At 75.3% G+C, this 26,890-nt stretch carries 30 protein-coding genes; 16 read left to right on the top strand and 14 right to left on the bottom strand.

The window, feature by feature from the left end; genetic code table 11:
• Positions 1-9: 9 nt before the first annotated feature.
• Positions 10-336 carry a DUF3817 domain-containing protein gene (locus tag ACI79H_RS06695; RefSeq protein ID WP_456553600.1) on the bottom strand — a complete coding sequence of 109 codons (327 nt, stop codon included), beginning with the start codon at positions 334-336 and terminating at the stop codon, positions 10-12.
• Positions 337-423: 87 nt separating this feature from the next.
• On the opposite strand from ACI79H_RS06695, the gene ACI79H_RS06690 reads away from it, so the two are divergent.
• The gene (locus ACI79H_RS06690) at positions 424-981 is read left to right on the top strand and encodes a hypothetical protein (RefSeq protein ID WP_456553599.1); all 558 of its coding nucleotides are present in this window, start codon (positions 424-426) and stop codon (positions 979-981) included.
• Here ACI79H_RS06690 and ACI79H_RS06685 read toward each other — a convergent pair.
• The gene (locus tag ACI79H_RS06685) at positions 951-2,015 is read right to left on the bottom strand and encodes a C40 family peptidase (RefSeq protein ID WP_456553598.1); all 1,065 of its coding nucleotides are present in this window, start codon (positions 2,013-2,015) and stop codon (positions 951-953) included. The two genes, ACI79H_RS06690 and ACI79H_RS06685, sit on opposite strands and share 31 nt — an antisense overlap.
• A 287-nt stretch (positions 2,016-2,302) precedes the next feature.
• Here ACI79H_RS06685 and ACI79H_RS06680 point away from each other — a divergent pair, with 287 nt between their 5' ends.
• Both ACI79H_RS06680 and ACI79H_RS06675 read left to right on the top strand, forming a co-directional pair.
• Positions 2,303-2,473: a hypothetical protein gene (locus ACI79H_RS06680; RefSeq protein WP_456553597.1), complete on the top strand. Its 171-nt coding sequence runs from the start codon at positions 2,303-2,305 to the stop codon at positions 2,471-2,473.
• 37 nt (positions 2,474-2,510) lie between these two features.
• A complete protein-coding gene (locus tag ACI79H_RS06675; RefSeq protein ID WP_456553596.1) occupies positions 2,511-3,341 on the top strand; it encodes a YhjD/YihY/BrkB family envelope integrity protein in 831 nt (276 codons plus the stop codon).
• 9 nt (positions 3,342-3,350) lie between these two features.
• On the opposite strand, the gene ACI79H_RS06670 is transcribed toward ACI79H_RS06675, so the two are convergent.
• The 7 genes from ACI79H_RS06670 to ACI79H_RS06640 all read right to left on the bottom strand — a co-directional run bounded on the left by ACI79H_RS06670 (position 3,351) and on the right by ACI79H_RS06640 (position 10,077).
• Positions 3,351-5,402, bottom strand: coding sequence for a HelD family protein (locus tag ACI79H_RS06670; RefSeq protein WP_456553595.1), 2,052 nt, complete (start codon positions 5,400-5,402; stop codon positions 3,351-3,353).
• A gap of 146 nt (positions 5,403-5,548) precedes the next feature.
• A complete protein-coding gene (locus ACI79H_RS06665; RefSeq protein ID WP_456553594.1) occupies positions 5,549-5,728 on the bottom strand; it encodes a hypothetical protein in 180 nt (59 codons plus the stop codon).
• A 220-nt stretch (positions 5,729-5,948) separates the two neighbouring features.
• Complete coding sequence (locus ACI79H_RS06660) at positions 5,949-6,617, bottom strand: acVLRF1 family peptidyl-tRNA hydrolase (protein WP_456553593.1); 669 nt, start codon at positions 6,615-6,617, stop codon at positions 5,949-5,951.
• On the bottom strand, positions 6,614-7,876 hold the full coding sequence (locus ACI79H_RS06655) for an alpha/beta fold hydrolase (protein WP_456553592.1): 1,263 nt from the start codon (positions 7,874-7,876) through the stop codon (positions 6,614-6,616). The genes ACI79H_RS06660 and ACI79H_RS06655 overlap by 4 nt, the downstream gene beginning before the upstream one ends.
• Entirely contained in the window at positions 7,876-9,090 is a 1,215-nt protein-coding gene (locus tag ACI79H_RS06650) for an MFS transporter (RefSeq protein WP_456553591.1), read from the bottom strand. The genes ACI79H_RS06655 and ACI79H_RS06650 overlap by 1 nt, the downstream gene beginning before the upstream one ends.
• 154 nt (positions 9,091-9,244) lie before the next feature.
• Positions 9,245-9,751 carry an SRPBCC family protein gene (locus ACI79H_RS06645; RefSeq protein ID WP_456553590.1) on the bottom strand — a complete coding sequence of 169 codons (507 nt, stop codon included), beginning with the start codon at positions 9,749-9,751 and terminating at the stop codon, positions 9,245-9,247.
• Positions 9,748-10,077: an ArsR/SmtB family transcription factor gene (locus ACI79H_RS06640; protein WP_456553589.1), complete on the bottom strand. Its 330-nt coding sequence runs from the start codon at positions 10,075-10,077 to the stop codon at positions 9,748-9,750. The genes ACI79H_RS06645 and ACI79H_RS06640 overlap by 4 nt, the downstream gene beginning before the upstream one ends.
• 60 nt (positions 10,078-10,137) lie before the next feature.
• Here ACI79H_RS06640 and ACI79H_RS06635 point away from each other — a divergent pair, with 60 nt between their 5' ends.
• The 3 genes from ACI79H_RS06635 (at position 10,138) to ACI79H_RS06625 (ending at position 11,630) form a co-directional block, all read left to right on the top strand.
• Positions 10,138-10,335, top strand: a complete 198-nt coding sequence (locus tag ACI79H_RS06635) for a hypothetical protein (RefSeq protein WP_456553588.1) — start codon at positions 10,138-10,140, stop codon at positions 10,333-10,335.
• A gap of 67 nt (positions 10,336-10,402) precedes the next feature.
• Positions 10,403-10,645 carry an acyl carrier protein gene (locus ACI79H_RS06630; protein ID WP_456553587.1) on the top strand — a complete coding sequence of 81 codons (243 nt, stop codon included), beginning with the start codon at positions 10,403-10,405 and terminating at the stop codon, positions 10,643-10,645.
• A 22-nt stretch (positions 10,646-10,667) separates the two neighbouring features.
• Positions 10,668-11,630 carry an NAD(P)H-dependent flavin oxidoreductase gene (locus tag ACI79H_RS06625; RefSeq protein WP_456553586.1) on the top strand — a complete coding sequence of 321 codons (963 nt, stop codon included), beginning with the start codon at positions 10,668-10,670 and terminating at the stop codon, positions 11,628-11,630.
• On the opposite strand, the gene ACI79H_RS06620 is transcribed toward ACI79H_RS06625, so the two are convergent.
• The 3 genes from ACI79H_RS06620 to ACI79H_RS06610 form a co-directional block, all read right to left on the bottom strand.
• A complete protein-coding gene (locus tag ACI79H_RS06620) occupies positions 11,627-12,325 on the bottom strand; it encodes a DsbA family oxidoreductase (protein ID WP_456553585.1) in 699 nt (232 codons plus the stop codon). The two genes, ACI79H_RS06625 and ACI79H_RS06620, sit on opposite strands and share 4 nt — an antisense overlap.
• A gap of 96 nt (positions 12,326-12,421) precedes the next feature.
• On the bottom strand, positions 12,422-12,799 hold the full coding sequence (locus ACI79H_RS06615) for an FKBP-type peptidyl-prolyl cis-trans isomerase (protein ID WP_456553584.1): 378 nt from the start codon (positions 12,797-12,799) through the stop codon (positions 12,422-12,424).
• A gap of 82 nt (positions 12,800-12,881) precedes the next feature.
• Entirely contained in the window at positions 12,882-14,195 is a 1,314-nt protein-coding gene (locus tag ACI79H_RS06610; RefSeq protein ID WP_456553583.1) for an MFS transporter, read from the bottom strand.
• A 124-nt stretch (positions 14,196-14,319) separates the two neighbouring features.
• Between ACI79H_RS06610 and ACI79H_RS06605 the strand changes: the two genes are divergently transcribed.
• The 3 genes from ACI79H_RS06605 to ACI79H_RS06595 are packed head-to-tail and all read left to right on the top strand — an operon-like array spanning position 14,320 to position 17,490.
• Positions 14,320-14,709 carry a VOC family protein gene (locus tag ACI79H_RS06605; protein WP_456553582.1) on the top strand — a complete coding sequence of 130 codons (390 nt, stop codon included), beginning with the start codon at positions 14,320-14,322 and terminating at the stop codon, positions 14,707-14,709.
• A 17-nt stretch (positions 14,710-14,726) separates the two neighbouring features.
• Complete coding sequence (locus ACI79H_RS06600) at positions 14,727-16,445, top strand: glycoside hydrolase family 13 protein (RefSeq protein WP_456553581.1); 1,719 nt, start codon at positions 14,727-14,729, stop codon at positions 16,443-16,445.
• 34 nt (positions 16,446-16,479) lie between these two features.
• On the top strand, positions 16,480-17,490 hold the full coding sequence (locus ACI79H_RS06595; protein WP_456553580.1) for a DNA polymerase III subunit beta family protein: 1,011 nt from the start codon (positions 16,480-16,482) through the stop codon (positions 17,488-17,490).
• A gap of 69 nt (positions 17,491-17,559) precedes the next feature.
• Here the strand turns inward: ACI79H_RS06595 and ACI79H_RS06590 are convergent, their stop codons facing one another.
• Positions 17,560-18,831, bottom strand: coding sequence for an acyl-CoA dehydrogenase family protein (locus tag ACI79H_RS06590; RefSeq protein ID WP_456553579.1), 1,272 nt, complete (start codon positions 18,829-18,831; stop codon positions 17,560-17,562).
• A gap of 75 nt (positions 18,832-18,906) precedes the next feature.
• Positions 18,907-20,886: an acetoacetate--CoA ligase gene (locus ACI79H_RS06585; protein ID WP_456553578.1), complete on the bottom strand. Its 1,980-nt coding sequence runs from the start codon at positions 20,884-20,886 to the stop codon at positions 18,907-18,909.
• Positions 20,887-20,940: 54 nt separating this feature from the next.
• Between ACI79H_RS06585 and ACI79H_RS06580 the strand changes: the two genes are divergently transcribed.
• The 7 genes from ACI79H_RS06580 to ACI79H_RS06550 all read left to right on the top strand — a co-directional run bounded on the left by ACI79H_RS06580 (position 20,941) and on the right by ACI79H_RS06550 (position 26,787).
• Complete coding sequence (locus ACI79H_RS06580) at positions 20,941-21,345, top strand: DUF2237 family protein (protein WP_456553577.1); 405 nt, start codon at positions 20,941-20,943, stop codon at positions 21,343-21,345.
• A 30-nt stretch (positions 21,346-21,375) separates the two neighbouring features.
• Positions 21,376-21,867 carry a glutathione peroxidase gene (locus ACI79H_RS06575; RefSeq protein WP_456553576.1) on the top strand — a complete coding sequence of 164 codons (492 nt, stop codon included), beginning with the start codon at positions 21,376-21,378 and terminating at the stop codon, positions 21,865-21,867.
• Between the two features lie 34 nt (positions 21,868-21,901).
• On the top strand, positions 21,902-22,615 hold the full coding sequence (locus ACI79H_RS06570; RefSeq protein ID WP_456553575.1) for a mycothiol-dependent nitroreductase Rv2466c family protein: 714 nt from the start codon (positions 21,902-21,904) through the stop codon (positions 22,613-22,615).
• 88 nt (positions 22,616-22,703) lie between these two features.
• Positions 22,704-23,765 (top strand): FecCD family ABC transporter permease, encoded by a 1,062-nt coding sequence (locus tag ACI79H_RS06565; protein ID WP_456553574.1) that lies wholly within the window; start codon positions 22,704-22,706, stop codon positions 23,763-23,765.
• Complete coding sequence (locus ACI79H_RS06560) at positions 23,762-24,844, top strand: FecCD family ABC transporter permease (RefSeq protein WP_456553573.1); 1,083 nt, start codon at positions 23,762-23,764, stop codon at positions 24,842-24,844. Before ACI79H_RS06565 ends, ACI79H_RS06560 begins: the two co-directional genes overlap by 4 nt.
• Before the next feature lie 10 nt (positions 24,845-24,854).
• Complete coding sequence (locus ACI79H_RS06555) at positions 24,855-25,691, top strand: ABC transporter ATP-binding protein (protein WP_456553572.1); 837 nt, start codon at positions 24,855-24,857, stop codon at positions 25,689-25,691.
• An 88-nt stretch (positions 25,692-25,779) separates the two neighbouring features.
• Positions 25,780-26,787: an ABC transporter substrate-binding protein gene (locus ACI79H_RS06550; RefSeq protein ID WP_456553571.1), complete on the top strand. Its 1,008-nt coding sequence runs from the start codon at positions 25,780-25,782 to the stop codon at positions 26,785-26,787.
• Positions 26,788-26,890: the final 103 nt, after the last annotated feature.

Raw genomic sequence — 26,890 nt, 5'->3', positions numbered from 1 at the left:
CCCCGCAGGTCAGGTGGTGGGGACGGCGTCCCCGGACGGCAGCGCCCCGGTGCGCGTGGCCCAGCGCTCGAACCAGACGGTGACCAGCGGCGGGATCGAGGCGGCCAGCGCGAGCAGCGTGGTGAGGGCCGACCAGCGGAACGTCCGGGCCGCCAGCAGGGCGACCAGCACGTACGCCACGAACACCCCGCCGTGGATCGGCCCGAAGATCTTCACGCCGATCTCGGAGGTCTCGGGCACGTACTTCACGAACATCCCGATCAGCAGCCCGACCCACGAGCAGGCCTCGGCGACGGCGACGACGCGGAACGCGGTGGCGACGGTGCGGGGGTTCACCCCTCCGATCCTGCCCGAGGCACCACCTGGCGCAGGCGGGGCCCCGCTGTGAGATCCCGTACCCACGGGGATGGCAGGGTCGACCGCGTGCAGGGGCTGGCGCGGCGCGAGTTCTGCCTGGTCCTGCTGCGCCGGATGGCCGACGTCCGCCCCGACCTGGTGGCCGACGCGCTGCCGCGGCTCGGCGCCACCCGGGCGGAGGCCCACGCCGCGCACACCCGCTGGCAGGCGCTGCAGCACTCGCGGCGCGCGCCGCGCGGGCTGGCGCTGCGCAGCGCCGTCCTCGGGCCGCCCGACGAGCTCGAGGACCGGCGGTTCGGCGACCTGGACGTCCAGGTGCGCCGCTGGCCGCTACCGCTCTGGCCGCACGCCTGGTGGGAGGTGGTGAGCGGCCCCGGCGGCGCCGTGCTGCACGAGCACCTGGCCCGCGCGCCCGGATCCCCGGTGCCGCCGGCCACCCCCGGTGCCCTGCGGGTGTGGGAGCACGTGCTCGACGACGTCGTCGTGGTGCCCGGCGCTCGCAGCGTCGACCCCGGCGTCGTCACCCGCTGGCTGGTGGAGCTCCCCGGCGGGGTGCGGGCGACCTTCGTGTGGGGGCTGCTGCAGCGGGTGGATCAGGCCGCGATGCGGCGGGCGCCGGCGTAGCCGCCCACGGCGTCGACGGGCGCGACCTTGACGACGTCGCCGGACGTCGGCGCGTGCACCATCTGCCCGTTCCCGATGTAGATGCCCACGTGGCTGACCGGGCTGTAGAAGAAGACCAGGTCGCCGGGCTGCAGGTCGGCCCGCGCGACGGCCTGGCCCATCTGCGACTGCATCCGGCTCGAGTGCGGCAGGCTGATGCCGGCAGCCCTGAAGGCGTACTGGGTGAGCCCGGAGCAATCGAAGGACCCCGGCCCGCCGGCGGCCCACACGTAGGGCTTGCCCCGCTGCGCCATGGCGGTGTCGATGGCGACCTGGGCGGCGGCGCCGTCGGCGACGACCGGGGCGGACGCGGCGGCCAGCGGCTCGGTGCGCTCGGCCCGGCTCGCGCGCGGAGCGTGCGCGGCGGCCGCCGCGGCGGCGACGGCCCGCTGCTCCTCGGCGGAGAGACGGTCGTGGATCGCCCGGTACTCCGCGATCTGCGCCTCGAGGTCGGCCTGCTGCGCGGCGACGGCGTCGTACTGGCGCTGGGCCTCGGCCACGGCCGCCTGGACCTGGGCCTGGGCAGTGGCGGCGGCGGCGCTGGCCTCGGCGGCGACGCCGAGCACCTCGCCCTGGTGCCCGGCGACCATCTGGAGCGTCGACATCCGGTTGACGAAGTCGTCGGCCGAGTCGCTGATCATGAGGGCCTGGAACGAGTTGAGGCCCGAGCCGGTGTACGCGCTGCGAGCGATGCCCCGCACGCTCTGCTGCGCCTGGGCGAGGACCGCCGTCGAGCGGTCCAGCTCGACCTGGGCGGCCTCGGCGGCGGCTTGCTGCGACCGCAGCACCTCCCGCGCCTCGTTGAACTGCTCGGACAGCGCCTCGAGGTCGTGCCCGCGGGCGGCGACCAGCTCGGCGGCCTCGGCGGCGGTCGAGGGATTCGCGGGGGCGGCCGAGGCGGGCGCGGTGGCCAGCAGGATGCCGGCGGCTCCGGCGAGGGCCACGGCGGCCCGGCGGACGGTGCGGCGGCGAGCGGGAAGCAGGGGGGACGCCATGAGCGGGCGGCTCTCCAGTCGTTCGTGGTCCGGCGGGCTGTCACCCGGGCGGTGACGGACAGCCGCTCCGGGCACACAGACCGTAAGGGCGTTACCGAGCCGTGACAATGGGCGAAATACACGTCTGTGGTTTACCGGGCGGGCGGTCGGGTACGAAGCGCCTCTGGCCTGCACGGATGCGTGACGGACCCGTCCCGACACGTCGGCGCCCGTGACGAGCGACACGCCGGTGAGCCGCCGGGCGCGGCGCCGTTTCGGATGGCGCTCCGCCGCTCACTACGGAGGGCATGGACCTCCGCCGCCCCCTCCTCCTCCTGGCCGTCGCCGGCTCGCTCGTCGCCTGCGGCGACAACACGGACCTGCAGCGCGGCGAGACCAACTGCGACTCGCAGGGCGAGGAGGCGAGCAATCCGCAGGACGCCAGCTGCGAGGAGACCGGCGCCGGCGACGCCGGATGACGGGACGCCCCCGCTGACCCCCGGGTCGGCCCGCCCGGTGCGCTCGTGGCTGCGCGCCCTCCTGTCGGGGGTACGCGACCGCCTGCGCGGCCGCGACCTCGCGCTCATCGCCGCCGGGCTCACGTTCTACGCGGGGATCGCCGTCGTCCCGCTGCTGGTGCTCGCCTTCTCCCTCACCGCCCGCCTCACCTCGCCCGAGCGCGTGGCGGAACTCGGGGAACGGCTGGCCGACCTGCTCCCTCCCGAGCTGGGCGCGCCCGACGCCGTCGGCCGGCTGGTGGAGGCCGGGGTCGGCCTGAGCCCGCTGCAGGGGTTGCTCGCGCTGCTGCCGATGTCGCTCTACGGCGAAGGGCTCCGGCGGGCGCTGCTGCGCTTCAGCCGGCGGGAGGAGGGGCTGACCGCCTGGCGGGGCCGGCTGGCGGCCCTGCCGCTGCTGCTGATCACCCCGTTCCTGCTCTACCCGCTGCTCCTGGCCGCCGCCCAGATGGCCGACCTCGCCGACACCGGCGGCGCCTGGGCCGCGGTCGGCCGCGTCGCGGTCGGCTTCTACGCCTGCCTGGCCGCGCTCACGCTGCCGCTGGCCTGGGGCTTCCGCGTCGTCGGCGGCGGGCAGGTGGGCTGGGCGGCGCTCGTCTGCGGCGCGCTGTTCACCGCGGCCTGCGTCTCGGGTTTCCTGCAGGGCTTCGTGATGTTCCTGTCGCTGCCGCTGGACCTCGGCGCGCCCTTCGGCGGGCTGGACGTGGTGGGCGGCGTCGTGGCCGTCGGCTTCTGGCTGTGGCTGCTGCACCTGGTCGTGCTCACCGGCTGGCTGCTCACCGGCTCGCTGGACGACGCCCTCGCGCGGCGCCGCGGTGTGCTCGCCGGCTGACCTGCGGGCTCAGGAGACGGCGGCCAGCTCCGCCGGCAGGTCGCCGCGGTGCAGGACGACCAGCGTGCTCACCGCCCGCGTGAGGACGACGTAGAGGCGGTGCAGCCCCCGCGGCTCGGCGGCCACGATCGCCGCCGGGTCGGCCACGACGACCGCGTCGAACTCCAGCCCCTTCGCCAGCGTCGCCGGCACGACCGCCAGCCGGGCCGGCGGTTCGCCGTCGTCGACCAGCGCGGCGGCGGGCAGGCCGGCCGCCGTCAGCAGCGCCACCACGTCGGGCACCCCGTCGTCGGCGCAGACGACCCCGATCGACCCCGGCTCGGCCGCCAGCTCCGCCACGACGTCGGCCAGCGGGCCGGCGAGGTCGCTGACCGGGCGCACCCGCAGCGAGCCCGGCTCGCCGCGGACGGCGGTCGCCGCGGGGAGCCCGGGCGCGATGACCGGGAGCAGCCGGTTGGCGTAGTCGAGGACCTCGGCGGGCACGCGGTAGCCGCGCGTGAGCGGGCGCACCACGGTGCCGGGCCGGCCCAGGCCGGTCAGCGTCTGGGCCCAGTCCTCGGCCGACCACGGGCTGGTCGCCTGGGCGAGGTCGCCGAGCACGGTGAGCGAGCCGGCGGCCAGCCGGCGGGCCACCGCCCGGCACTGCATGGGCGAGAGGTCCTGCGCCTCGTCGACGACGACGTGCCCGAACCCCGGCGTGCGCTCGAGCAGCCCCGCGGCCTCGTCGACGAGCACCGCGTCGGCCTCGGTCCACCGCGCGGTGCGCACCGAGCGGGGCTGCGTGGCCCAGCTCAGCAGCGCCTGCTCGGCGTCGTCCAGGACGCCGCGCGCCGCCCGGGCGAGCAGGGCGGGGTCGGTGAACAGGGCCGCCACCAGGCCGGCGGCGTCCCGGGCCGGCCACACCTCGTCACAGAACGCCCGCACCTCGGGGCTGCGCGCGGCCCGGCGGGTCTCGGCGTCGGTGGGGCTGCCGCCGGCCTCCTCCTTCTGGCGGCGGGCGTCGCCGGCGAGCAGCATCGCCAGCCGCTCGCGGCCGGCCGCGTAGTGCAGCAGCTGCTGGTCGTCGTCCCCGCGCGAGCGGCGGCGCAGGTCGTCGACGTACCGCTTGAGCCGCTCGACCTGGACGCGGTACCTCCGGCCGGCCAGCGGGACCAGGACGTCGTCGGCCGGTTTGCGGATCTCCCCCCACAGCGCCCGGCGCAGCACCTCGGCCATCCGGACGTCCCCCTTGAGCACGGCGGCGGCCGGCTCGTCGACGGCGCGCACGGGCACCCGTGCGGTGAGGTCCGCGACCGTCGACTGGGTGACGTCCACCTCGCCGAGGGTGGGCAGCACCCGCTCGATGTAGCGCAGGAACGCGCGGTTGGGGCCGACGACGAGGACGCCGGTGCGGGCCAGCTGACCACCGTGGGTGTACAGCAGGTAGGCGGCGCGGTGCAGCCCGACGGCAGTCTTCCCGGTGCCCGGCGCACCCTGCACGCAGATGGACTCGCTCAGCGGCGCCCGCACGATGTCGTCCTGGTCGGGCTGGATGGTGGCCACGATGTCGCGCATCGGGCCGCTGCGCGGGCGCTCGATCTCGGCGCGGAGGAACTCCCCGGGGCCGTCGTCGCCGGTCTCGAGCCGCTCGTCCTCGTACCCGGTCAGCTCGCCGCCGGCGAAGCCGAAGCGGCGGCGGCGGGCCAGACCCTGCGGATCGGCGGCGGTGGCCTGGTAGAACGGCCGGCTCATCGGGGCGCGCCAGTCGATGACGACCGGGTCGCCGGCGTCGTCGCGCACGTGCCGGCGGCCGATGTGGAAGGTCTCCGGCTCGGGGCCGCCGGCGTCGGTGCGGCCGAAGAACGGGGGCACGCCGGGGTCGGCGGCCAGCGCGCGCAGCCGCTCGGCGCGGGCGGCACCCAGGCGCTCGGAGGCCCAGGCGTCGACGCCCGCGTCGGTCACTGCGGTGGCGGCGGCCCGCATCCGCGTGAGGCAGTCGGCCGCGCGCGCCAGGTGGGCGCGCTCGGCGGTCAGGACGGGGTCGGCGGAGGGATCGGTCTCGGGAGGGGCGACGGGAGACACGGTCGGAGGACGTTACGCCGCCCGGGCGCGCCGGTCGAGGGACTTACGGCCCCTGTGACGACAGCGACGCGAGAGCCGCACAGGAATGGCGGTTCTCGCGTCGGGGTCGCACTCTCGCCGCTATTCGCGGGGCGAGGAGGAATGGCTCAGCTGTGGCTGCGGAGGATCCGGCCGAGCTTCGCGATGAAGCGGACGCCGTCGCCCTGCGACGAGCCGATCGGGGCGCGGTCGGCCTGCAGGTACGAGGGGTCCGCGAAGAGCATCGGGGCGAAGCTCATCGGGATGTTGCCGAGCGTGCTGGGCTTGCGAGCGGTCTGCGGTCCCATGACTCTCTCCTGACGGGTGCCGGTGGTCGGTGTTCGCATCGGCCACGCTTGGTCGTTCCTTTAGTTCTTAACGCGGAAAAGGGTGGTTGCATCTCGCAATCACCTGAGATGCTGCTCACTCCGGCGCGCAGGAGTGGCCCAGGCCACGCCATTCGCGTGGTCCCGGACACGATCGGCGGAAATGGCGCCCGGAACAGCCATTCCGGATCGGGTGCGGCCGTCAGCGCCGGTCGGCGGGCTCCACGATCGTCACCTCGACGGCGCGGAACTGCCCCGGCGTCTCCAGCAGCACCGCCTTGGTGGGTTCTCCGACGTCCAGCGCCGGCTCCCGCCGCAGCGCGGCCAGGCCGGCCAGCCGCCGGTCGGCCAGCACCTCGTCCACCAGCCCCCGGTCGCCGCCGGTGAACAGCGCGACCACGTCGCCGGCGTGCGGCAGCAGCACCCGCGCGGCGGTGTCGGCGGCCGCGGTCACCACGGCGTCGGTCTGGTGGCCGCGGCGCCGGGCGAAGCGCTGCTGGGACCACCCGCCGGCCGCCGTCCGCCCCTGCACCTGCCGGGCGTCGACCTTGGAGACCACCAGCTGCTCCCCCTCGAACACGCCCACCGCCCACCGGCCGCGGCGGACGAGCAGCACCGCCGCCGTCCGGTCGGCGCGCGCGGCCGCGGTGAAGCTCCCGAGCACCGGCTGCTCCGGCCGCCAGCCGAAGGGCGCCCGCAGCGCGACCGTCGTGGTGTCGGCGCAGGTCAGGCTGACCGTGCCGTCGTCGTCGGCCGCCACCTCCGCGAACGCGCCGTGCCGTTCCGCCACGCCGTCGAGCCACCTCCCCAGGCGGGCCGGGGCGACGCCGAGCCGGCGGCCACCACCTGGTGCGGGCCGGGGCCGGCTCACCGCGCGCGCAGGCCGAGCAGCCGGTCCAGCACGTCGCCGGTCCGCAGGCCGTCGTGCTCGTGCTCGTTGGTCACCCAGGTGCGCACGTTGCCGACGGCGTCGGCGGTCTCCAGCGACAGGCCGGCGTCGACGTACATGTCGTCGAAGTACACCGCCGCGTCGACCGGCACCTCGTTGACCGCGAGCCGCCCGGCGTCGTAGAGCTCGGGCGCCTCGTCGCGCTCGGCGAGCGCGTGCGCGGCCGGTCCGAACGGCCGCAGCGAGGCGATCTCGTCGAACATCCAGGGGTAGATCATCTCGCCGGTGAACGGCAGCGGCCGCACGCTCCCGTCGAACTCCGGCCCGCGTTCGGCCTCGGCCGCCCAGCCCGGCCGGACGGACCCGGAGGCGTAGATGCTCTCGTGCAGCGCGGCGTACAGCGGGTTGTCCCAGTAGGAGGTCCGGCGGGCGACCTGGTCGAGGAAGGTGTCCGAGAGCCCGCTCGGGGCGCCGTCGTCCAGCGCCTCCTCGACGAGCCAGTGCAGCTCCTCGGCGCCGGCCTGCGTGCCCAGGACCTGGCCGACCGTCTGCAGCCGGCGGACCGTCAGCACGTCGCCGTCGGGCAGGTGCACCGGTGCCGCCGCGAGCCGGTCGGCCACGGCGGCGAAGCGCGCGACGTCGCCGGGGTAGCGCTCGTAGAACCGCGCCACCTTGCCGGCGACGCGGGGGTAGGTGCGGCGGTACAGCTCGCGGGCGTCCGGCTGCAGCGACGGCAGACCGCCGGTGACCAGGCACCGCTCGAGCGCCTCGGGCGCGGTGGACAGGTAGGTGAGGGTGACGAACCCGCCGTAGCTCTGGCCGAGCGTCGTCCAGCGCCGCCCGCCGTAGAGCGTGGCGCGGACGTGCTCGGCGTCGGCCACGATCGAGTCCGCCCGGAAGGCCAGCAGGTGCGCCGCGGCCGCGTGCGGATCCTCGAACCGCTGGATGCCTGCGCCGGTGACCCGCGAGCTGCGGCCGGTGCCCCGCTGGTCGAGCAAGACGACGCGGAAGTCCTGCAGCGCCCGCGGGAGCCAGCTGCCGCGGGTCGGGCGCGGCGACCGGCCGCCCGGGCCGCCCTGGAGGAACAGCAGCAGCGGCAGGTCGGCGTCGCGCCCACCGGGGCGCACCAGCTCGCGGACGAAGACGTCGATGCCCGCGCCGTCGTCCCCGCGCCAGTGCAGCGGGACGGTCACCGACCGGTCGCGGACCAGCGCCCCGGGGATCTCGTAGCGCTCGTCCATCAGCGGGCGAGCGCCGGCGCCGACGCGTGCTCGGCCGGCACGTGCAGCGCACGCTGGCACAGCGAGACGACGACGACGGCGATGGCGGCGGCCACCAGGGCCACCGCGAGGGCGGCGTTGGCGCCCGAGGCGTCGACGATCTTGCCCGACAGCGACGCGCCGACGGCGACGCCGAGGGCGAGCGCGGTGCCGATCCAGGTGAACGCCTCGGTGACGGCGGCCCGCGGGACGAGCAGCTCCGCGAGGGTGAAGGCGCTGATCAGCGACGGCGACACCGCGATCCCGGTCAGGACGACGAACGGCACCATCAGCCAGACGTCGCTCACCAGCAGCAGAGGGGCGCTGAGCAGGGTGAGCAGCACCAGCACGCCGGCCAGCCGGTGGCGCAGCGGCAGCCGCCAGTGCACCGCGCCCCAGCCGATGCCGCTGATCATCGAGCCGACGGCGAGCCCGGCGATGAGGACGCCGGACATCGGCTTCTCCCCCACCTCGTCGGCGAAGGCCACGAGCGAGATCTGCAGCGTGCCGAGCACCGTCCCGACCGCGGCGGCCACGACGAACAGCACCTTGAGCCCGTCGCACCGCATGGCCGAGGAGACGGCGCGGTGCTCGTGCGCGGTGGGCGCGGGCTCGGTGCGCCGCTGGGCGGCGAAGAGCAGGCTGCCCACCGTCGCCAGCACGAAGGCGGTGACCAGGCCGGCGGTCGCGTGCCCGGTCGTGGACAGGATGGTGACCAGCACGGGGCCGAGCACGAACACCATCTCGTCCACCACGGACTCCATGGCCAGGGCGGTGGGCAGCCGGTGGCTGCCCCGCAGCAGGTGGGTCCAGCGCACCCGGATCATCGAGCTGACCGGCGGCAGGCAGGCCCCGGCCAGGCCGGCGGCGGCGAAGACGAGGACCAGCGGCCAGTCCTGGCGCACGGCGACCAGGAACACGCTGCCGGAGGCGACGAAGACGGCCAGCACCGGCAGCAGCACCCGTCGCTGGCCGTGCGCGTCGGACAGCCGGCCGATGAACGGGCCGGCGACCGCCGTCGTCACCGCGCCGACCGCGGCCACGGCGCCCCCGAGGCCGTACGAGCCGGTCTCGGCGGCCACGAGCAGCACGCAGCCCAGCCCCACCATCGACAGCGGCAGCCGCCCGACGAACGCCGCCAGCACCATGGGCAGGGCGTGCGGCGTGCGCAGGACCTGCAGGTAGGGATTCGCCACGTGGGGAAGAGCCTCCGTCGAACGGGTTGCGGCTCATCCACGCTAACCGACCTCCGCCGACGTCACCGGGCGAGCGGGGGCTCCCCGGGCGGGGTCGACCCGGCCGCCGACGCCGTTGTCGGCGGACGGATCCCGGGCACGCTATCGCGGCCCCTCAGCCGCGGCCGTAGGACGGCCCCACCTCCGCCAGGAAGTCGTCCCACAGGCCCGGGGCGGGCGCGCCCGCGACGACGGCGCCGAGCTTGTCCAGGTACCAGTGCCAGCCCATCGCGAAGTCGGTGACGTCGGCGTCGGCGCCGAACACCTGCACGAAGGTCAGCACGGTGCGGTCGCCCTCGGTCGAGAGCTCGAGGTCGACCGTCCAGGCGTCGGTGTCCTCCTGGACCCACTCGACGGTCAGCCGGTGCGGCGGCTCGCACGCGACGATGCGCATGGGCTCGCCGACCGGCTGCTCCTCGTGGGTCATGGTGAAGGTGCCCGTGGCCCCGACCGCCCGCTCGCCCTCGTAGGTGCCGATCCATCGCGCCAGCCGGTCCGGCTCGGTCAGCGCGGACCACACGTCCTCGATGGGGTCGGGCCACGAGCGGCGGAACTCCAGCCGCTGCCGCCCGTCGTCCAGCCGCGTGACGATCCCCCGCCGCGTCTCCAGGTCCTCGCTCATGCCGGTCCTCCGTTCCTCCGCGCCCGCCGACCGCGGGCGATCTCGGTGTCCAGTGCGTCCAGCCGCGAGGCCCACAGGTCGCGGTAGGGCTCCAGCCAGTCGTCGAGCTCGCGCAGCGGCCGCGGGTCCAGGGCGTAGAGCCGTCGCCGGCCCTCCGCGCGGACGGTGACCAGGCCCGCCGACCGCAGCACGCGCAGGTGCCGGCTGATCGCCGGGCGGCTCACCGGGAAGCGGTCCGCCAGGTCCCCGGCGGCCACCTCCCCCTGCGCCAGCAGGTCGACGAGCTCCCGGCGGACCGGGTCGGCGAGCGCCGCGAGTGCCTCCACGCCCCATGCGTAACACATCGGTTACGCATCAGCCAGGCCTGCCCGGGGCACCGGTGGGGCATGACCGTCACCGATCCCGACACCCCGGACCCGCTCAACGACCCGCGCACCCTGCAGGCCGACCCCGGCGCGCTCGGCCAGGGCGAGGACCTGGCCTCCGCCGCGGACGACCCCGTCGTCTCGGGCGAGGACGAGCTCGCCGCCGACGAGGAGGACCGCGCCGCCGGCGGCGCGTTCGCCGAGCCGGCGGAGTCCTGACCGATGTGACGGACCGGTCCGGTCCGGGTAACCCGGGAGCCCGCCGTCGAGCACCCGAGGAGGAGCCATGGCCACCGGTGAGACCGGGTTCGAGGACGTCTTCTACGACCTCGTCTCCGTGCAGTACCACTCGCTGAAGGCCGGTCACGACTACGGCCAGTACGTCCGGGACGCCGAGAACGCGGGCCTGGACGACGTCGCGTCGTTCTTCCGCGAGGTGATGGAGCAGGACTCGGCCCGCGCGAAGCGCTGCCACGAGTTCCTGGGCCGGCTGCAGGGCACCGACCAGGGCGGCCCTGCCACGAAGTAGTGCCCGAGGCCAGGATGGGCGGGTGATAGCAACCCCGCTGACCCGCTGGTTCGACCTCACGACGCCGGTCGTCGGTGCGCCGATGGCCGGCGTCTCGGGCGGCGCGCTGGCCGCGGCCGTCTCGCGCGCGGGCGGCCTGGGCATGATCGGCGTCAGCGGGCGGCACAGCGCGGAGTTCGTGACGTCGGAGTGCGGCCTCGCCGCCGCCGAGGGGCTGCCCTTCGGTGTCGGCCTGATGATCTGGACGCTGGCCGACCGGCCGGAGCTCGTCGAGGCCACGGTGGCCGCGGGTCCGAGCCTGGTGTCGATGTCCTTCGGCGACCCCGCGCCCTGGGTGGGGCCGCTGCACGACGCCGGCATCGCCGTCGCGGCGCAGGTCAACACCGTCGCCGACGCGCGGCGGGCGGTCGACGCGGGCGTCGACGTGCTCGTGGCGCAGGGCACGGAGGCGGGCGGGCACACCGGTCAGCGGGCGCTGCTACCCCTGCTGCAGGAGGTGCTGGCGCTCACCGACCGGCCGGTGGTCGCCGCCGGCGGCATCGCGAACGGGGCGGGGATGGCCGCGGCGCTCGTGGCCGGCGCGGCGGGCGTGTGGGTCGGGACGGCGCTGCTCTCGTGCGTCGAGGGGCTCAACGGCGCCCCGGCCCGGGAGCGGATCCGGGCGGCCACGGGCGACGAGACGGTGCTGACCCGCGCCTTCGACGTCGCGGAGGGCATCGCCTGGCCCGAGCGCTGGCCGGGGCGGGCCCTGGCCAACGACTTCTCACGCGCCTGGCACGGCCGGGAGCACGAGCTGGTGGACGACGCCGCCGCGCGGCAGCTCGTCGTCGACGGCCGGCGGACCGGCGATCCCGCGCACGCCCCGCTCTACGCCGGGGAGGCGGTGGGCCTGGTGACGGCGGAGCGGTCCGCGACCGACGTCGTCCGGGAGCTCACCGCCGACGCGGAGGCGGCGCTGCGCGCCGTCCCCCGCCTGCTCGGCTAGACCGTGCAGCCGTCGTCGGTGCAGCCGTCGGCGGCGGGCACCGTGATCAGCGGGTTCGCGTCCGCCCACGCGCGCTCGAGGAGCTGCAGCAGCTGCTCGGCGGGCTGGGCGCCGGCCGCGCCGTACTTCCGGTCGACGACGAAGAACGGGACGCCCCGCGCGCCGAGCTCGACGGCCGTCGCGCTGTCCTCGCTCACCGCCCAGCGGAAGCGCCGATCGGCGAGGGCCTCGCGGACCGCCGCCTCGTCGAGGCCCACCTCGACGGCCAGGGGGACGAGCGACTCGACGTCGAAGACCGAGCGCTGCTCCTCGAAGTAGGCGTGCAGCAGGCGCTCCTTGAGCGCGTTGCGCGTGTCGTTGCCGTGCTCGGCGGCGAGGTGCAGCAGCTCGTGGGCGAGCAGGGTGTTGCCGCTGACGCCCTCGGCCAGGTGGTACTCCAGGCCCTCCGCGGCGGCGAGCTCCTCGAGGCCGCGCATGTTCTCGCGCATCTGCTCGACCGGGACGCCGTACTTGGCGGCCAGGGCCGGCAGCGTCGGGTGCGTCTCGCCCTCGGGGGCGGTGGGGTCGAGCTGGAAGGAGCGCCAGACGACCTCGACCTGGTCGCGGTGCGGGAACCGCTCCAGGGCGGTCTCCAGCCGGCGCTTGCCGACGTAGCACCACGGGCAGACGACGTCGGACCACACCTCTACGCGCATGCCCGGCCCAACCCGGTCGTGCGTCCACGCATTCCGGGCGGACCGGCCGCCCCGGTGCCCGCTGGGGGCATGGGCACCGGGGCATGCCTCGTGAAGTCAGCGCACCCCGACGAGGTCGACGACGAAGACGAGCGTCGCGCCGGGCTTGATGACACCGCCGGCGCCGCGCTCGCCGTAGGCCTTGTGCGGCGGGATGGTCAGCCGGCGGCGGCCGCCCACCTTCATGCCGGTCATGCCCTCGTCCCAGCCCTGGATGACCATGCCGACGCCGAGGCGGAACTCCAGCGGGTCGCCGCGGTCCCAGGAGGCGTCGAACTGCTCGCCGCCGTCGTGCGTGACGCCGACGTAGTGGGCGCTGATCAGGTCGCCGGCCTTCGCCTCGGGACCCTCGCCGACGACGAGGTCCTCGATCACCAGGTCGTCGGGGGCAGGCCCGGTGGGGGGCTCGACGTCCGGTCGCTGCAGCTCGGCCACGGTGCTCCCTCCTGCGCCGGGGCTCTCCCGGCGCTCCGCCCATCCAAGCAGCGGAGCCGGCCGGTCGCCCGGGCGGTGGCGGTCACCGGTCGGCGCCCTCCAGGGGCCGCTCGTCCTCCGGCCGTGCGGTGTCCTCGGCCGGCACGTCGAGCGGGTGGGCCAGCTCGTCCTCCCGCAGACGGGCGGCGACGATCGTGACCACCGCCAGCACGACGGGCGCCACGCCGCCCACCACGAAGGTCGCGGAGCGGCCGATGAGCTCGCTCACCGGGCCGGCCAGCGCCATCGACAGGGGCATCAGCGACAGGGACAGGAAGAAGTCGAGGCTGGAGACGCGACCGAGCAGCTCGCCGGGCACCCGGCGCTGCAGCAGCGTGCCCCAGATGACCATGCCCGCCTGGAAGGTGGCGCCCATGACCGCGCCCGCGACGAGCATCAGCCACAGGTCCGTGGTGAACCCGAAGACGACCAGCGGCAGGGTGCCCGCACCCCAGAGCAGGTTCATGACGGTGAGGTAGCGCCGCGGCAGCCGCAGCGAGGCCACGACCAGCGAGCCGACGGCGCCGCCGATGCCGAAGGCGGCCAGCACCCAGGCGTGCTCGGACGGGCCACCCCCGGCGTCCTGGATGGCGAAGGGGACGAGCACCTCGAACGGTCCGATGAAGGCCAGGATCATGGCCGCGGCGTAGAGCAGCGTGGCCAGCAGCCACCGCGTGCGGAGCATGTAGCGGAAGCCCTCGCGCACGTCGGTGAGCAGCCCGGCCACCGCCGAACCCCCGTCGCCGTCGCCGGAGCGCGTGCTCGCCCGCACCGGCAGCGTCGTCACGCAGGCGGCGGCGCCGGCCGCCGCTGCGGCCGCGGCGGCCAGCGCGGCACCGGGCGAGATCGAGGCGACCAGGAACCCGGCGGCGGCCGGGCCCGCCGCCTGGGCCAGGACCGGGCGGACGACGCCCTCCAGCCCGTTCGCGGCCAGCAGGTCGCCCGGCGGGACCAGGACCGGCACCAGCGCGGAGTAGGCCGGGTAGTAGAAGCCCATCGCGATGCCGGTCACCAGGCTGGCGGCGGCCAGGTGCTCCAGCGCGATCACCCCGGCCAGGGACAGTCCCGCCGCGACGCCCATGGCCAGGCACTCGGTGAGCGCCACCCCGAGCAAGATGCGGCGCTGCGGCAGCCGGTCGGCCAACGCGCCGCCGAGCAGGGTGCTGACCAGCATGCCGCCGGCGGAGAGGGCGGTGACCAGCGAGAGGGCGGCGGGCCCGCCCCCGAGGTCGACGACCTGCCAGACGAGCGCGACCGCCCACAGCCCGTGCCCGAGCAGCGACGCGGCCAGCGAGGTGGCCAGCCACCGGTAGTGCTGGTGCCGCAGCGGCGACAGTGCCCGCGGCACGGCGGTCATCGTCCTCCCTCTCCCCCGGATCGGCCCTCATCGTCGGTGATGGGTACGACAGGTCGCACGCGGTTTCGCGCCGGGCGCATCCGCGGGCCCCGGTTGTCGGACTTCGGCGCTAGCGTCCCGCCGCATGATCGACCACCTCGGCCTGCAGTGCGCCGACCCCGCTGCTGCCGCCGCCTTCTTCGAGCGGGTCCTCGCGCCCTGCGGCGTCCGCGAGGCCATGCGCATCGACACCCCGCACGGCCCGGTCATCGGCCTGGCCGGGCCCTCCGGCCAGCCGCAGCTGTGGACGTCGCCGGTCGAGGGCCCGGGCGACCGGCCGGTGCACCTGGCGCTGGCAGCGCCGTCCCGGGACGCCGTGGACGCCGTCTTCGCCGCGGCGCGGGAGGCGGGCGCGGAGATCCTGCACGAGCCGCGGGAGTGGCCGGAGTACCACCCGGGCTACTACGGCGTCTTCTTCCGCGACCTCGACGGCAACAACGTCGAAGCGGTCCACCACGGGTTCCCCGCGGCCTGAACGGGGCAGACGACGGCATGGACCCCGCATCCGCGCCCTGGTGGACCCGCGCCGTCGTCTACCAGGTCTACCCGCGCTCGTTCATGGACTCCGACGGCGACGGCATCGGCGACCTGGGCGGGATCCTCCAGCGCCTGGACCACCTGACCGACCTCGGCGTCGACGTCCTGTGGCTCTCGCCGGTCTACCCCTCGCCGCAGGCCGACAACGGCTACGACATCAGCGACTACCGGGGCATCGACCCGCTGTTCGGAACGCTCGCGCAGCTCGACGAGCTGGTCGCCGCGCTGCACGACCGCGGGATGAAGCTGCTCATGGACCTGGTGGTCAACCACACCAGCGACGCGCACCCGTGGTTCGTGGAGAGCCGCGCGTCGACGGACTCGCCCAAGCGGGACTGGTACTGGTGGCGTCCGCCGCGGGCCGGCATGGCGCCGGGCGACCCGGGAGCGGAGCCGACCAACTGGCAGTCGTTCTTCTCCGGCCCCGTCTGGGAGCTCGACGAGGCCAGCGGCGAGTACTACCTGCACCTGTTCGACCGCCGCCAGCCCGACCTGAACTGGGAGAATCCGCAGGTCAGGAGCGCGGTCTACGAGATGATGCGGTGGTGGCTGGACCGCGGGGTCGACGGCTTCCGCATGGACGTCATCAACATGATCAGCAAGGACGTCGCCCCGGACGGCACGCTGCACGACGGCCCGCCGATCCCGGGCTCGGCGCTGGGCAGCGGCTTCGGCTCGTTCCTGTGCGGGCCGCGGATCCACGAGTTCCTGCAGGAGATGCACCGCGAGGTCTTCGCCGGGCGGGAGGGAGCGTTCCTCACCGTCGGCGAGATGCCCGGGGTGACCGTGGAGCAGGCGCGGCTGTTCACCGATCCCGCGCGCGCGGAGGTGGACATGGTGTTCCAGTTCGAGCACGTCGGCCTGGACCACGGGACGTCGAAGTGGGACGTCCACCCGCTGCGGATGCACGACCTCAAGGCCTCGTTCGGGCGCTGGCAGGCGGGCCTGGCCGACGTGGGGTGGAACTCGCTCTACTGGGACAACCATGACCAGCCGCGGGCGGTGTCCCGGTTCGGCGACGACTCCCCGGAGTTCCGGCGCGATTCCGCGACCTGCCTGGCCACGCTGCTCCACCTGCACCGGGGGACGCCGTACGTCTACCAGGGCGAGGAGCTCGGGATGGCGAACTTCCCGTTCCGCTCGCTCGAGGAGTTCGCCGACGTCGAGTCGCTCAACCACCACGTGCACGCGGTCTCCGCCGGGCACGACCCGGCCGAGGTGCTGGCCGCGCTGCGCACCATGAGCCGGGACAACGCCCGCACGCCGGTGCAGTGGGACGACTCCCCGAACGCCGGCTTCACCACCGGGCGGCCGTGGCTGGCGGTCAATCCCGACCACGTCGAGTGGAACGCGGCCGCGCAGCGCGACGACCCCACCTCGGTGCTCGCCCACCACCGCCGGCTGATCGCGCTGCGCCACGACGACCCGGTGGTGGCGCTGGGCGACTTCACGATGCTGCTGCCCGAGCACGAGGAGGTGTACGCCTTCACCCGCTCGCTGGACGGCGCCACGCTGCTCGTCGTCTGCAACCTGTCGCGGACGACGCACGACCTCACCGCCCTGCTGCCCGGGGCCGCCGGCGCGGAGCTGGTGCTGGGCAACCTGCCCGACGACGACCCCACCCGCCTGCGCCCCTGGGAGGCGCGCGTCCTGCGCCTGTCCGGGGACGCTTGACCCTCGACCAGGTCGAGGCCCGACGGTGACGGGCGTGGAGGAACGCATGCGGGGGATCGGCCGGCTCGCCCGGGAATCGGGCCTGACGGTGAGCGCCCTGCGGTTCTACGACGGCGCGGGCGTGCTCGTGCCGGCGCACGTGGACCCGCACAGCTCCTACCGGTGGTACAGCGACGACCAGGTCGTCGTGGCCCGGCTCGTCGCCCGGCTGCGACGGGTGGGCATGCCGCTGGCCGACATCCGCCGGGTCGTCGAGCACCGGGACGACCCCGCCGTCGTCGACGCGGTCCTCGAGGCGCACCTGACGCGCCTGGAGGACGGCCTGGCCGACGCCCGCCGCGAGCTCCTCTCCGCCCGATCACTACTCGCCCAGGAGAGCCCGATGACCGTCGTCCGCACCACCGCCGCCGCCCTGCTCGACGCCCTCCGCGCCGTCCGCCCCGCCGTCGGCACCGACCCGGAGCTGCCGATGCTCACCGGCGTCCTGGTCGACGCCGACGCCGACGCCGTGCGGTTGGCCGCCACCGACCGCTACCGGCTGGCCGTGTCCGCCGTCGCCGGCGCCGTGCTGGAGGGCGCAGCGGTGAGCGTGCTGCTGCCCGTGGACCTCGTCGACCGGCTCCTCGCCTCCGACGCCGCCGGTGCGGCCGCCCTCCGGCTGGCGGGCGACGACGTCGCCGTCGAGTGGGCCGGCGGGAGCGTCACCGGCCGGCGGCTGGACGCCGAGTTCCCCGACTACCGCCGCGTGCTGCGCACCGGCAGCGCTTCGCTGCTGGACGTCGACGCCGCCGCCTTCCGCGTGGAGCTGGCCTCCGCGCCGACGCGCACGGTCCCGACCGGGCCGGACGGCGGAGAGGAGACGGCGACGGTGCTGACCCTGGACGGCGTCGAGCTCGGCGTGAACCGCGAGTTCCTGCTGGAGGCGCTGCCCGGGGACGCCGGCCAGCTCGAGCTCGGGCTCGACGGCCCGCTCGCGCCGCTGGTGATCCGCGACCCTCGCCGCCCCGGCGAAGTCCGCATGGTCATGCCGATCCGCCTCGCCTGAGCCGCCCGTTGCGCACCAACCGCCGCGTGAGGAGCTCCCGAGAGGGCGGTTGGTGCGCAACGGCACGGGTCAGGACAAGGGCGACCGGGGGAGCAGGCGGTCGCTGATGATCCGCTTCTGGATCTCGCTGGTCCCCTCGAAGATCGTGGTCAGCCGGGCGTCGCGCCAGTGCCGCTCGACCTGCCGCTCGGTGGTGTAGCCGTTGCCGCCGTGCAGCTGCATGGCCTGGTTGGTCACGCGCACCGACATCTCGGTGGCCTCGAGCTTCACCATCGAGGCCTCCTTGGCGACCGGCAGGCCCAGGTCGATGAGGTGCGCGACCTGCCGGTAGAAGGCGCGCGACTGCTCGATCTGCGCGGCCATCTCGGCGACGGCGAAGCGCAGCGCCTGGAAGTCGCCGATCGGGTGGCCGAACTGCTCGCGCTCCTGCAGGTAGAGGATCGAGTCCTCCAGGGCGGCGCGGGCCAGGCCGACGGCGCGGGCGGCGGTGTGCACGCGGGCGGTGTTGAGGAACTTCTGCGCCTCGGCGAAGCCCGCCTGCTCGGCCGCCTCGCCCTCCTCGCCGCTGTCCTCCCGCGCGGCGCGCGCCTCGTCGACGACGTTGCCCTTCGGGATGCGGACGCCGTCGAAGGTGAGGTCCCAGGTCAGGAAGCCGTGGTAGCCGATCTTGTCGATCGGGTGCCCGGTGAGCCCCTCGGGGAACGAGCCGCGCTCCTTCTCCAGCAGCAGGTTGACCAGGCCGGCGGAGCGCGACTCCCCCTCCTCCGGGTCCCGCTCGCGCACCAGCACTTGGATGAAGTCGGCCGCCTCGGCGTTGCCGCACCAGCGCTTGTGCCCGGTCACCACCCACTCGTCGCCGTCGAGGACCGCGCGGGTGGAGACCCCGGCCAGGTCGGAGCCGGCGTCGGGCTCGGACAGCGCGATCGCGCCGATCCACTCGCCGCGGGCGCTGCGCCGCTGCAGCTCGTCGCGGCGGGCGGCGTCGGGCACCGCCGTCCCGAGGCCCTGGGAGCGGGCCAGGATGCTGGCCGACGACATCCAGGCGCGGGCCAGCTCCTCGCTCACCATGCAGTACTCGAAGACGCCGAGACCCAGCCCGCCCTGCTCGGCGGGCACGGTGATGCCGAAGTAGCCGAGCTCGGCCAGCCGCGCCAGCAGCTCCGCCGGGATGAGGCCCTTCTGGGGGTCCAGCTCGTCGGCGACCGGCAGCACCTCGTCCATCGCGAACCGGCGTGCCTCCAGCTGCAGCTCCTCGCGCTCGGGCGTGTGCCACGGGGGCAGCAGCGCCGGCGGCGGGGGCAGCAGGAGCTCGGTCTCTTCGGTGCTGGCGCTCGACGTCATCGTCGGACGGCCCTCCTCGACGGCGGGATGATCACGTTCACCTTGGGGGCTGCAGGTGCCCCCCGCACGCCGCGGTCATCCGCGCAGGTGACCAGCCTCACCGGCGCGTATCCGGGCCAGCGCGACGTAGTGCTCGACCGCAGCCGGGTCGTCGACGGTGCCCACGTTGACCGCCTTCGCCGGGTCCACGCCCTGGAACAGCCGCTTGAGCGGCACCTCCAGCCGCTTGCCGGTGCGGGTGTGCGGCACCGCCGGGACGGCGAGGATCTCGTCGGGCACGTGCCGCGGCGAGGCCTGCTCGCGGATGACGGTCCGCAGCCGGGCGACCAGGTCCTCGTCGAGCTCGGTGCCCGGCGCGAGCTGGACGAACAGCGGCATCCAGTAGCCGCCGTCGGGCTGCTCGACGCCGAGGACGACGCAGTCCAGGACCTCCGGCACCGACTCGACGGCGGCGTAGATGTCGGCCGTGCCCATCCGCACGCCGCCGCGGTTCAGCGTGGAGTCCGAGCGGCCGGTGATGACGCAGGTGCCGCGCTCGGTGACCTCCATCCAGTCGCCGTGCCGCCACACCCCGGGCCAGGGCTCGAAGTAGGCCGCGCGGTACCGCTCGCCGCCCGGGTCGTCCCAGAAGCGCAGCGGCATCGACGGCATCGGCTCGGTGATCACCAGCTCGCCCAGCTCTCCGGACACCGGCTCGCCGTCCGGCGACCAGGCCGCGGCGGCGACGCCGAGCATCGGGCGCTGCAGCTCCCCCGCCGTCACCGGCAGCAGCGGAGAGGCGCCGATGAAGCCGGTGGCGACGTCGGTGCCGCCCGACAGGGAGCCGAGCAGCACGTCGTCCGCGACCGCGTCGTAGACCCAGCGGAAGGCCGCGGCCGGCAGGGGCGACCCGGTCGAGCCGATGCCGCGCAGCGCCGAGAGGTCGTGCTGCTCCCCCGGGCGCAGGCCCGCCTTCTCGCAGGCGGACAGGTAGCCCGCGCTCGTGCCCAGGTAGGTCATCCCCGTGCGCGCGGCGAGCGCGAACTGCGCGTCCGGTGCCGGGTACGCGGGCGCGCCGTCGTGCACCACCAGCGTGCAGCCGCTGAGCAGCGTCGACGTCGCGATGTTCCACATGATCCAGGCGGTCGAGGCGTACCAGAAGAACCGGTCACCGACACCGACGTCCATGTGCAGCTCGGCGGACTTGCGCTGCTCGAGCACCACCCCGCCGTGGCCGTGCACGATCCCCTTCGGCAGCCCCGTGGTGCCCGAGGAGTAGACGATCCAGAGCGGGTGGTCGAAGGGCGTCGGCTCGAACACCGGGTCCTGCGCGTCGGCGACGGCGTCGGCCCAGTTCAGCGCACCGGCGGGCGGCTCGTCGGGGAACAGCCGCGGCACCGAGATCGTCGTCCGGACGCTCGGCAGGGCGGCCCGCAGCTCGGCGACCACCGCGCGGCGGTCGAACGGGCGGCCGTTGAAGCGGTACCCGTCGACGGCGACGAGCACGGTGGGCTCGATCTGCGCGAACCGGTCCAGGACGGCGCGGGTGCCGAAGTCCGGCGCGCACGCCGACCACACCGCCCCGACGGCGGCGGCGCCGAGGAACGCGACGACGGCCTCGGGCACGTTGGGCAGGTAGCCGGCCACCCGGTCGCCCGGGCCGACCCCCAGCCGGCGCAGGGTCGCGGCGAAGGCGCCGACCTGCCCGCGCAGCTCCGCCCAGGAGACCTCTACCGGCTCGGTGTCCTCCGCCGTGACGACCAGCGCCGGGTGGTCGGGGGTCGCCTGCCGGAGGACCTGCTCGGCGACGTTCACTGTCGTCCCCGGGAACCACTCCGCACCCGGCATCGCGCGGCGGGTGAGCACCCGGTCGTCCGGGACGTCGGCCACGCCGGTCCACCGCGCGAGGTCCCCCCAGAACTGGTCGAGGTGCTCGACCGACCAGCGCCACAGGGCGTCGTAGTCCACCGGGTCGCCGAAGGAGAGCCCCCGGCGCTGCGCCACCTCGGCTGCGAAGGCCGCGATCCGCGAGCCGCGGATCCGCTCGGGCGAGGGCTGCCACAGGACGTCGCGCACGCCCCGACCCTGCCATCCTGACCCCGGCGTGCCCACCGGAGACTGGAGACCACCGTGCCCCCGAGCGAGCGGAACGTGCTGGGCGGCCCGCTGGAGCCGTGCGGCACCGACCCGGTCACCGGCTTCTACCGCGACGGGTGCTGCAGCACCGGGCCGGAGGACCTCGGCTCGCACACCGTGTGCGCCGTCGTCTCGGCCGAGTTCCTGGCCCTGCAGCGCGAGCTCGGCAACGACCTGTCCACGCCCCGGCCGGAGTTCGGCTTCCCGGGCCTGCGCCCCGGCGACCGCTGGTGCGTCGTCGCCGTCCGCTGGCTCCAGGCCTACCGGTCGGGCGCCGCCGCGGGCGTCGTGCTGGCCGCCACGAACGAGCGCGCGCTGGAGGTCGTGCCGCTGGAGGCGCTGCGCCGGCACGCCGTCGACGTCCCCGACGACCTCAGCGCCCTGCAGGACCCGGAATAAGCGGCCGGTCCGGCGGCGCTGGCCGGGTGCATGAGCGACCTCCTCGACGTGCCGGTGACCACCCTCCAGGGCCAGACGACGACGCTGCGGGAGCTGACCGGGGGCAACCCGGCGCTCGTGGTGAACGTGGCCAGCAAGTGCGGGCTGACCCCGCAGTACACCGCCCTGGAGGCGCTGCACGAGGAGTTCTCGCCCCGCGGCTTCACCGTCGTCGGCGTCCCCTGCAACCAGTTCATGGGCCAGGAGCCGGGCAGCGCGGAGGAGATCGCGGAGTTCTGCTCGGCCACCTACGGCGTCACCTTCCCGATGACCGAGAAGCTGGAGGTCAACGGCGAGGGCGCGCACCCGCTGTTCCAGCGGCTCACCGAGACGCCCGACGTGGACGGCAAGGCCGGTGACGTCTCGTGGAACTTCGAGAAGTGGGTCGTGTCGGGCCAGGGCGAGGTCGTCGCCCGGTTCCGCCCGATGACCACGCCGGACGCGCCCGAGGTGCGCGCCGCGGTGGAGTCGACGCTGCGCTGAGCAGCGACCGCCGGCCACGCCTACCGTCGGCCCCATGGCCGACCTCCGCTTCTGGTTCGACCCGGTCTGCCCGTTCGCCTGGATGACCAGCAAGTGGGTCCGCCAGGTCAGCGCCCAGCGGCGGTACGACGTCGAGTGGCGGTTCATCTCGCTGCGGCTGCTCAACGGGCACGTCGACTACGCGACCCACTTCCCGCCGGAGTACGAAGCCGGGCACACCTCCGGGCTGCGCCTGCTGCGCGTCGCGGCGCGTGCCCGTGCCGAGCACGGCCACGAGGCGGTCGACCGGCTCTACGCCACCCTCGGTGCGCACGTGTTCGAGGTGCCGGCCGGCCGGGGTGACGCCGCGCGCCGGGGCACCCGCGAGTTCCTCGACCCGGCGCTGGCCGAGGCCGGGCTCCCGGCCGGGCTGGCGACGGCCCTGGACGACGGGTCCTGGGACGCGCAGATCCAGGACGAGACCGACGAGGCGCTGGCCCTGACCGGCAAGGACGTGGGGACGCCGATCCTGCACTTCCGCCCGCCCGAGGGCGTGGCGTTCTTCGGGCCCGTGATCAGCCGGCTGCCCGCCGACGAGGACGCCGTCGCGCTGTGGGACCACGTCGTGGCGCTCGCCTCGTTCCCGGGCTTCGCGGAGCTCAAGCGCAGCCTGCGGGAGCGGCCCCAGCTGCCCTCCTTCGGCGTGCGGACGGACGAGGCGGGCCGGCAGGAGGACTGGCACGGCGGCAGTCGCCGGCTGAAGCGGTAGCGCTCCGGCTCTCCGGGCACGGGCCTTCCCCGGCGACCGCGGCTAAGGTAAGCCTCAGCTATCCGTCGCCGTAAGCCAGGAGCTGCTCGTGACCACCACGGCCGACGCTCCCGCGCGGAGCGGCGCGCCCGTCCGGGCGCCCCTCGGCCGGGCGCGCACCGGACGGCTGGTCGTCCTGCTCGCACTGGTCGCACTGGTCCTCGTCGCGGCGCTGGCCAGCATCGCCGTCGGCACGCGGTCGCTCGCGCCCGGCGAGGTGTGGCGGGCGCTGTTCGACAGCGACCCCACCGACGAGGCCGCGGTCATCGTCCAGCAGCTGCGGGTGCCGCGCACCGTGCTCGGGCTGATGGTCGGCGCCGCACTCGGCATGTCCGGCGCGCTCATGCAGGGCCACACCCGCAACCCGCTCGGCGACCCCGGCCTGCTCGGCGTGACCGCGGGCGCCTCGCTGGCCGTCGTGGTCGCCATCGCCTACCTGGGCGTGACCACGGCCTCGGGGTACGTGTGGTTCGCCTTCGCCGGCGCGCTGGCCGGCACGGTGCTGGTCTACGCCGTCGGCGCGGCCGGGCGCGGCGGGGCGACGCCGGTGACCCTGGCCCTGGCCGGCGCGGCGCTCTCGGCGCTGCTCTACGCGATGGTCCGCGCGATCGTGGTCAGCGACTCGGCGACGCTGGACTCCTTCCGCTTCTGGCAGGTCGGTGCGCTGGCCGGCCGGGGCTCGGAGGTCGCCTGGCAGGTGGCCCCGTTCATCGCCGTCGGCGCCGTCCTGGCGCTGGCCAACTCGCCGGCCCTCGACCTGCTGGGCCTGGGCGAGGACGTCGCCCGCGGGCTGGGCCAGCGCATCTGGCTGGCCCGCGCCGTCGGGCTGGCGGCCATCACGCTGCTGTGCGGCGCCGCGACCGCCGCCTGCGGGCCGATCGCCTTCGTCGGCCTGGTCGTGCCGCACGTGGTCCGCGGCCTGACCGGACCCGACCACCGCTGGCTGGTGCCCTGCTCCGGCCTGCTGGGCGCGGCGCTGCTGCTCGGCGCGGACGTGCTGGGCCGCGTGCTGGCCCGCCCCGGCGAGCTCCAGGTCGGCATCGTGCTCGCGCTGGTCGGCGCCCCGTTCTTCATCGCCCTCGTGCGCCGTCGCCGGACGATGGCCCTGTGAGCGCGGTCCTGGAGCGCCCGGTCAGCGGGCCGCGCGGCCGGACGGCGCTGCGCGTCGGGCCCGTGTCGATGGTGGTGCGCTGGCGGCAGGTGGCCGTGCCGCTGGTCGCGCGGGTGGTCCTCGTGCTGGTCTCGGCGCTGAGCATCGGCCGCGGCGACTACCCGATCGGCATCCCCGACGTCCTGCGCACGCTGGCCGGGCTCACCGAGGGCCCGCAGAACTTCATCGTGCTGCAGCTGCGCGCGCCCCGGGTGATCGTCGGACTGCTGGTCGGGCTGGCCCTCGGCGTCGCCGGCGCGCTGTTCCAGACCTTCGCCCGCAACCCGCTGGCCTCCCCCGACACCCTCGGCATCACGGTGGGTGCCTCGGTGGGAGCGGTGGCCGCACTGGTGCTCACCGGCGGCAGCTCGGTCGGCGCGCTGCTCGGCGGCTTCGGCGTCCAGCTGGCCGCGCTCGCCGGCGCCCTGGTCACCGGGCTGCTGCTGTTCGTCCTGGCCTGGCGCGCCGGTGTCGACGGCTACCGGCTGGTGCTCGTCGGCATCGCGCTGTGGGCGGTGGGCGGCGCGCTGGTCGACTGGCTGCTCACCAACGCCCAGATCTACGACGCCGCCGCGGCCTACGTCTGGATCACCGGCTCGCTCAACGCCCGCACCTGGGACCAGGCCGTGCCCCTCGCGCTGGCCCTCGCCGTCCTCGTGCCCCTGGCGCTGGCCACCGGCCGGGCGCTGACCGTCCTGCAGTTCGGCGACGACACCGCCCGCGGGCTGGGCGTCCGGCTACCGCGGGCGCAGACCGCCGTGGTGCTGCTGGCCGTCGCGCTCACCGCCGCCGCCGTCTCCGCCGCCGGGCCCATCACCTTCGTCGCGCTCGTCGTGCCCCAGGTCGCCGTCCGGCTCACCGGCGGATCCCGGCCGCCGCTGCTGGCCTCGGGCCTGCTCGGCGCCGTGCTGGTCGTGACCGCCGACCTGGTCACCCGCACCGTGCTCCCCGAGGCGCTGCCCGTCGGGATCCTCACCGCCGTCATCGGCGCGCCCTACCTGCTCTGGCTCCTGATCCGCGGAAGGCGGCAGTTCACATGAGGTCGACGCCGTGACCGGGCTGCTGCACCCCACCGCCTCCTCCCGCGACGACGCCGTCGGCCCGGTGCGGCTGGCCGCGGAGCGCGTCCGGCTGGCCTACGACGACCACGTCGTCGTGCACGACCTGGACCTGGAGCTGACCGACGGCTCGTTCACCGCCGTCGTCGGGCCGAACGGCTGCGGCAAGTCCACGCTGCTGCGCGCGCTGGGCCGGCTGCTGCGCCCGACCGGCGGCCAGGTGCTGCTCGACGGACGCGCCATCGCCCGGACGCCCACCCGCGAGGTCGCCAAGGTGCTCGGCCTGCTGCCCCAGACGCCGATCGCGCCCGAGGGGCTCACCGTGGCCGACCTGGTCGCCCGCGGCCGCCACCCGCACCAGAGCTGGGTCCGGCAGTGGTCCCGGGACGACGAGGCGGTCGTCGCCGAGGCGCTGGAGTGGACCGACATGGCCGAGCTCGCGGCCCGCCCGGTCGACGCGCTCTCCGGCGGCCAGCGCCAGCGCGCCTGGATCTCGATGGCGCTGGCCCAGGGCACCGACCTGCTGCTCCTCGACGAGCCGACCACCTACCTCGACCTCGCCCACCAGATCGACGTGCTCGAGCTGGTGGGCCGGCTGCACGCGGAGCGGGGGCGCACCGTCGCCGTCGTCCTCCACGACCTGAACCTGGCCGCCCGCTACGCGCAGCGGCTCGTGGCCATGAAGGACGGCGTCCTCGTCGCCTCGGGCACCCCGGCCGAGGTGCTCACCGAGCAGCTGCTCGCCGACGTCTTCGACCTCGAGGCCCGCATCGTGCCCGACCCGGTGACCGGGACGCCGATGGTCGTGCCGGTCCGCCGCCTCCGCTGACGCCCGTGTCCGCGGACCCCGATGCGGTGTCAACTTAGGGCAGGCTAACCTTCCCGGCGACCGTGATCCGTGAGCCGAGGAGATCCCGTTGCACCGCACCTCCCGCCGCCTGACCGGCGGCCTGCTGGCCCTCGCCGTCGTCGGGCTGAGCGCCTGCTCCAGCGACGACGACGGCGGCACGGACGCCGCCGCCTCCGGTGAGGGCTGGTCCTTCACCGACGACCTGGGCAACACCGTCGAGCTGGACGAGGCACCCGACCGCGTCGCCGGCATCAACGACGTCGTGTCCTCGCTGTGGAACTACGGCGTCGCGCCGGTCGCCACCTTCGGCCAGACCTCCACCGCCGACGACGTCGCCTTCGAGGGCCGTGACCTCTCAGACGTGGAGATCCTCGGCGAGAGCTACGGCGAGATCGACCTCGAGCAGCTCGCCGCGGCGGCGCCCGACGTCGTCGTCACCACGGTCTACCCGACCGACTCCGCGGGCACCCTCGACGAGAGCCAGCCCCTCTACGGCTTCGAGTCGCTGGAGCAGCAGGAGCAGGTCGGCCGGATCGCGCCGATCATCGCCATCGCCTGGACGGGCTCGGCCGCCGACGTCATCGACCGCACCGCGGAGCTGGCCGAGGCCCTGGGCGCGGACATGGACGGCGAGGAGGTCACCGCCGCCCGCGAGGACTTCGAGGCCGCCGGCGAGGCGCTGACCGAGGCCGCCGCGAGCGGGCTCACGGTCCTGCCCGTGGCCGCCTACGCCGACGAGGGCTTCTACATGGCCAAGGCGCCCGACGAGCCGTCGCTGCGCATGTACAGCGAGCTCGGCGTCCGGTTCGTCGACCCGGGCGGCGACGAGTACTACTGGCAGACCGCGAGCTGGGAGGACGTGCCGCAGTACCCGAGCGACCTCATCCTGTACTCGCTGCGCGGCGCCCTGCCGCCGGAGCAGATGGCCGAGCAGCCCACGTACGACCTGCTCCCGGCGGCGCGGGCCGGCCAGGTGCACCCGTGGAAGTACATCGGGATGGACTACGCCGCCCAGGCCGCCTACATGGAGGAGCTGGCCGGCTGGCTGGGCGAGGCCCGGGACGTCACGCCCTGACCCCGCCGGGGGGGGGGGGGGGGGGGGGGGGGGGGGGGGGGGGGGGGGGGGGGGGGGGGGGGGGGGGGGGGGGGGGGGGGGGGGGGGGGGGGGGGGGGGGGGG

This window comes from Blastococcus sp. SYSU D01042 (assembly GCF_054050515.1).
The sequence above is the reverse complement of the archived record's forward strand: the minus strand, read 5'-3'. Positions and strand labels throughout refer to the sequence as shown.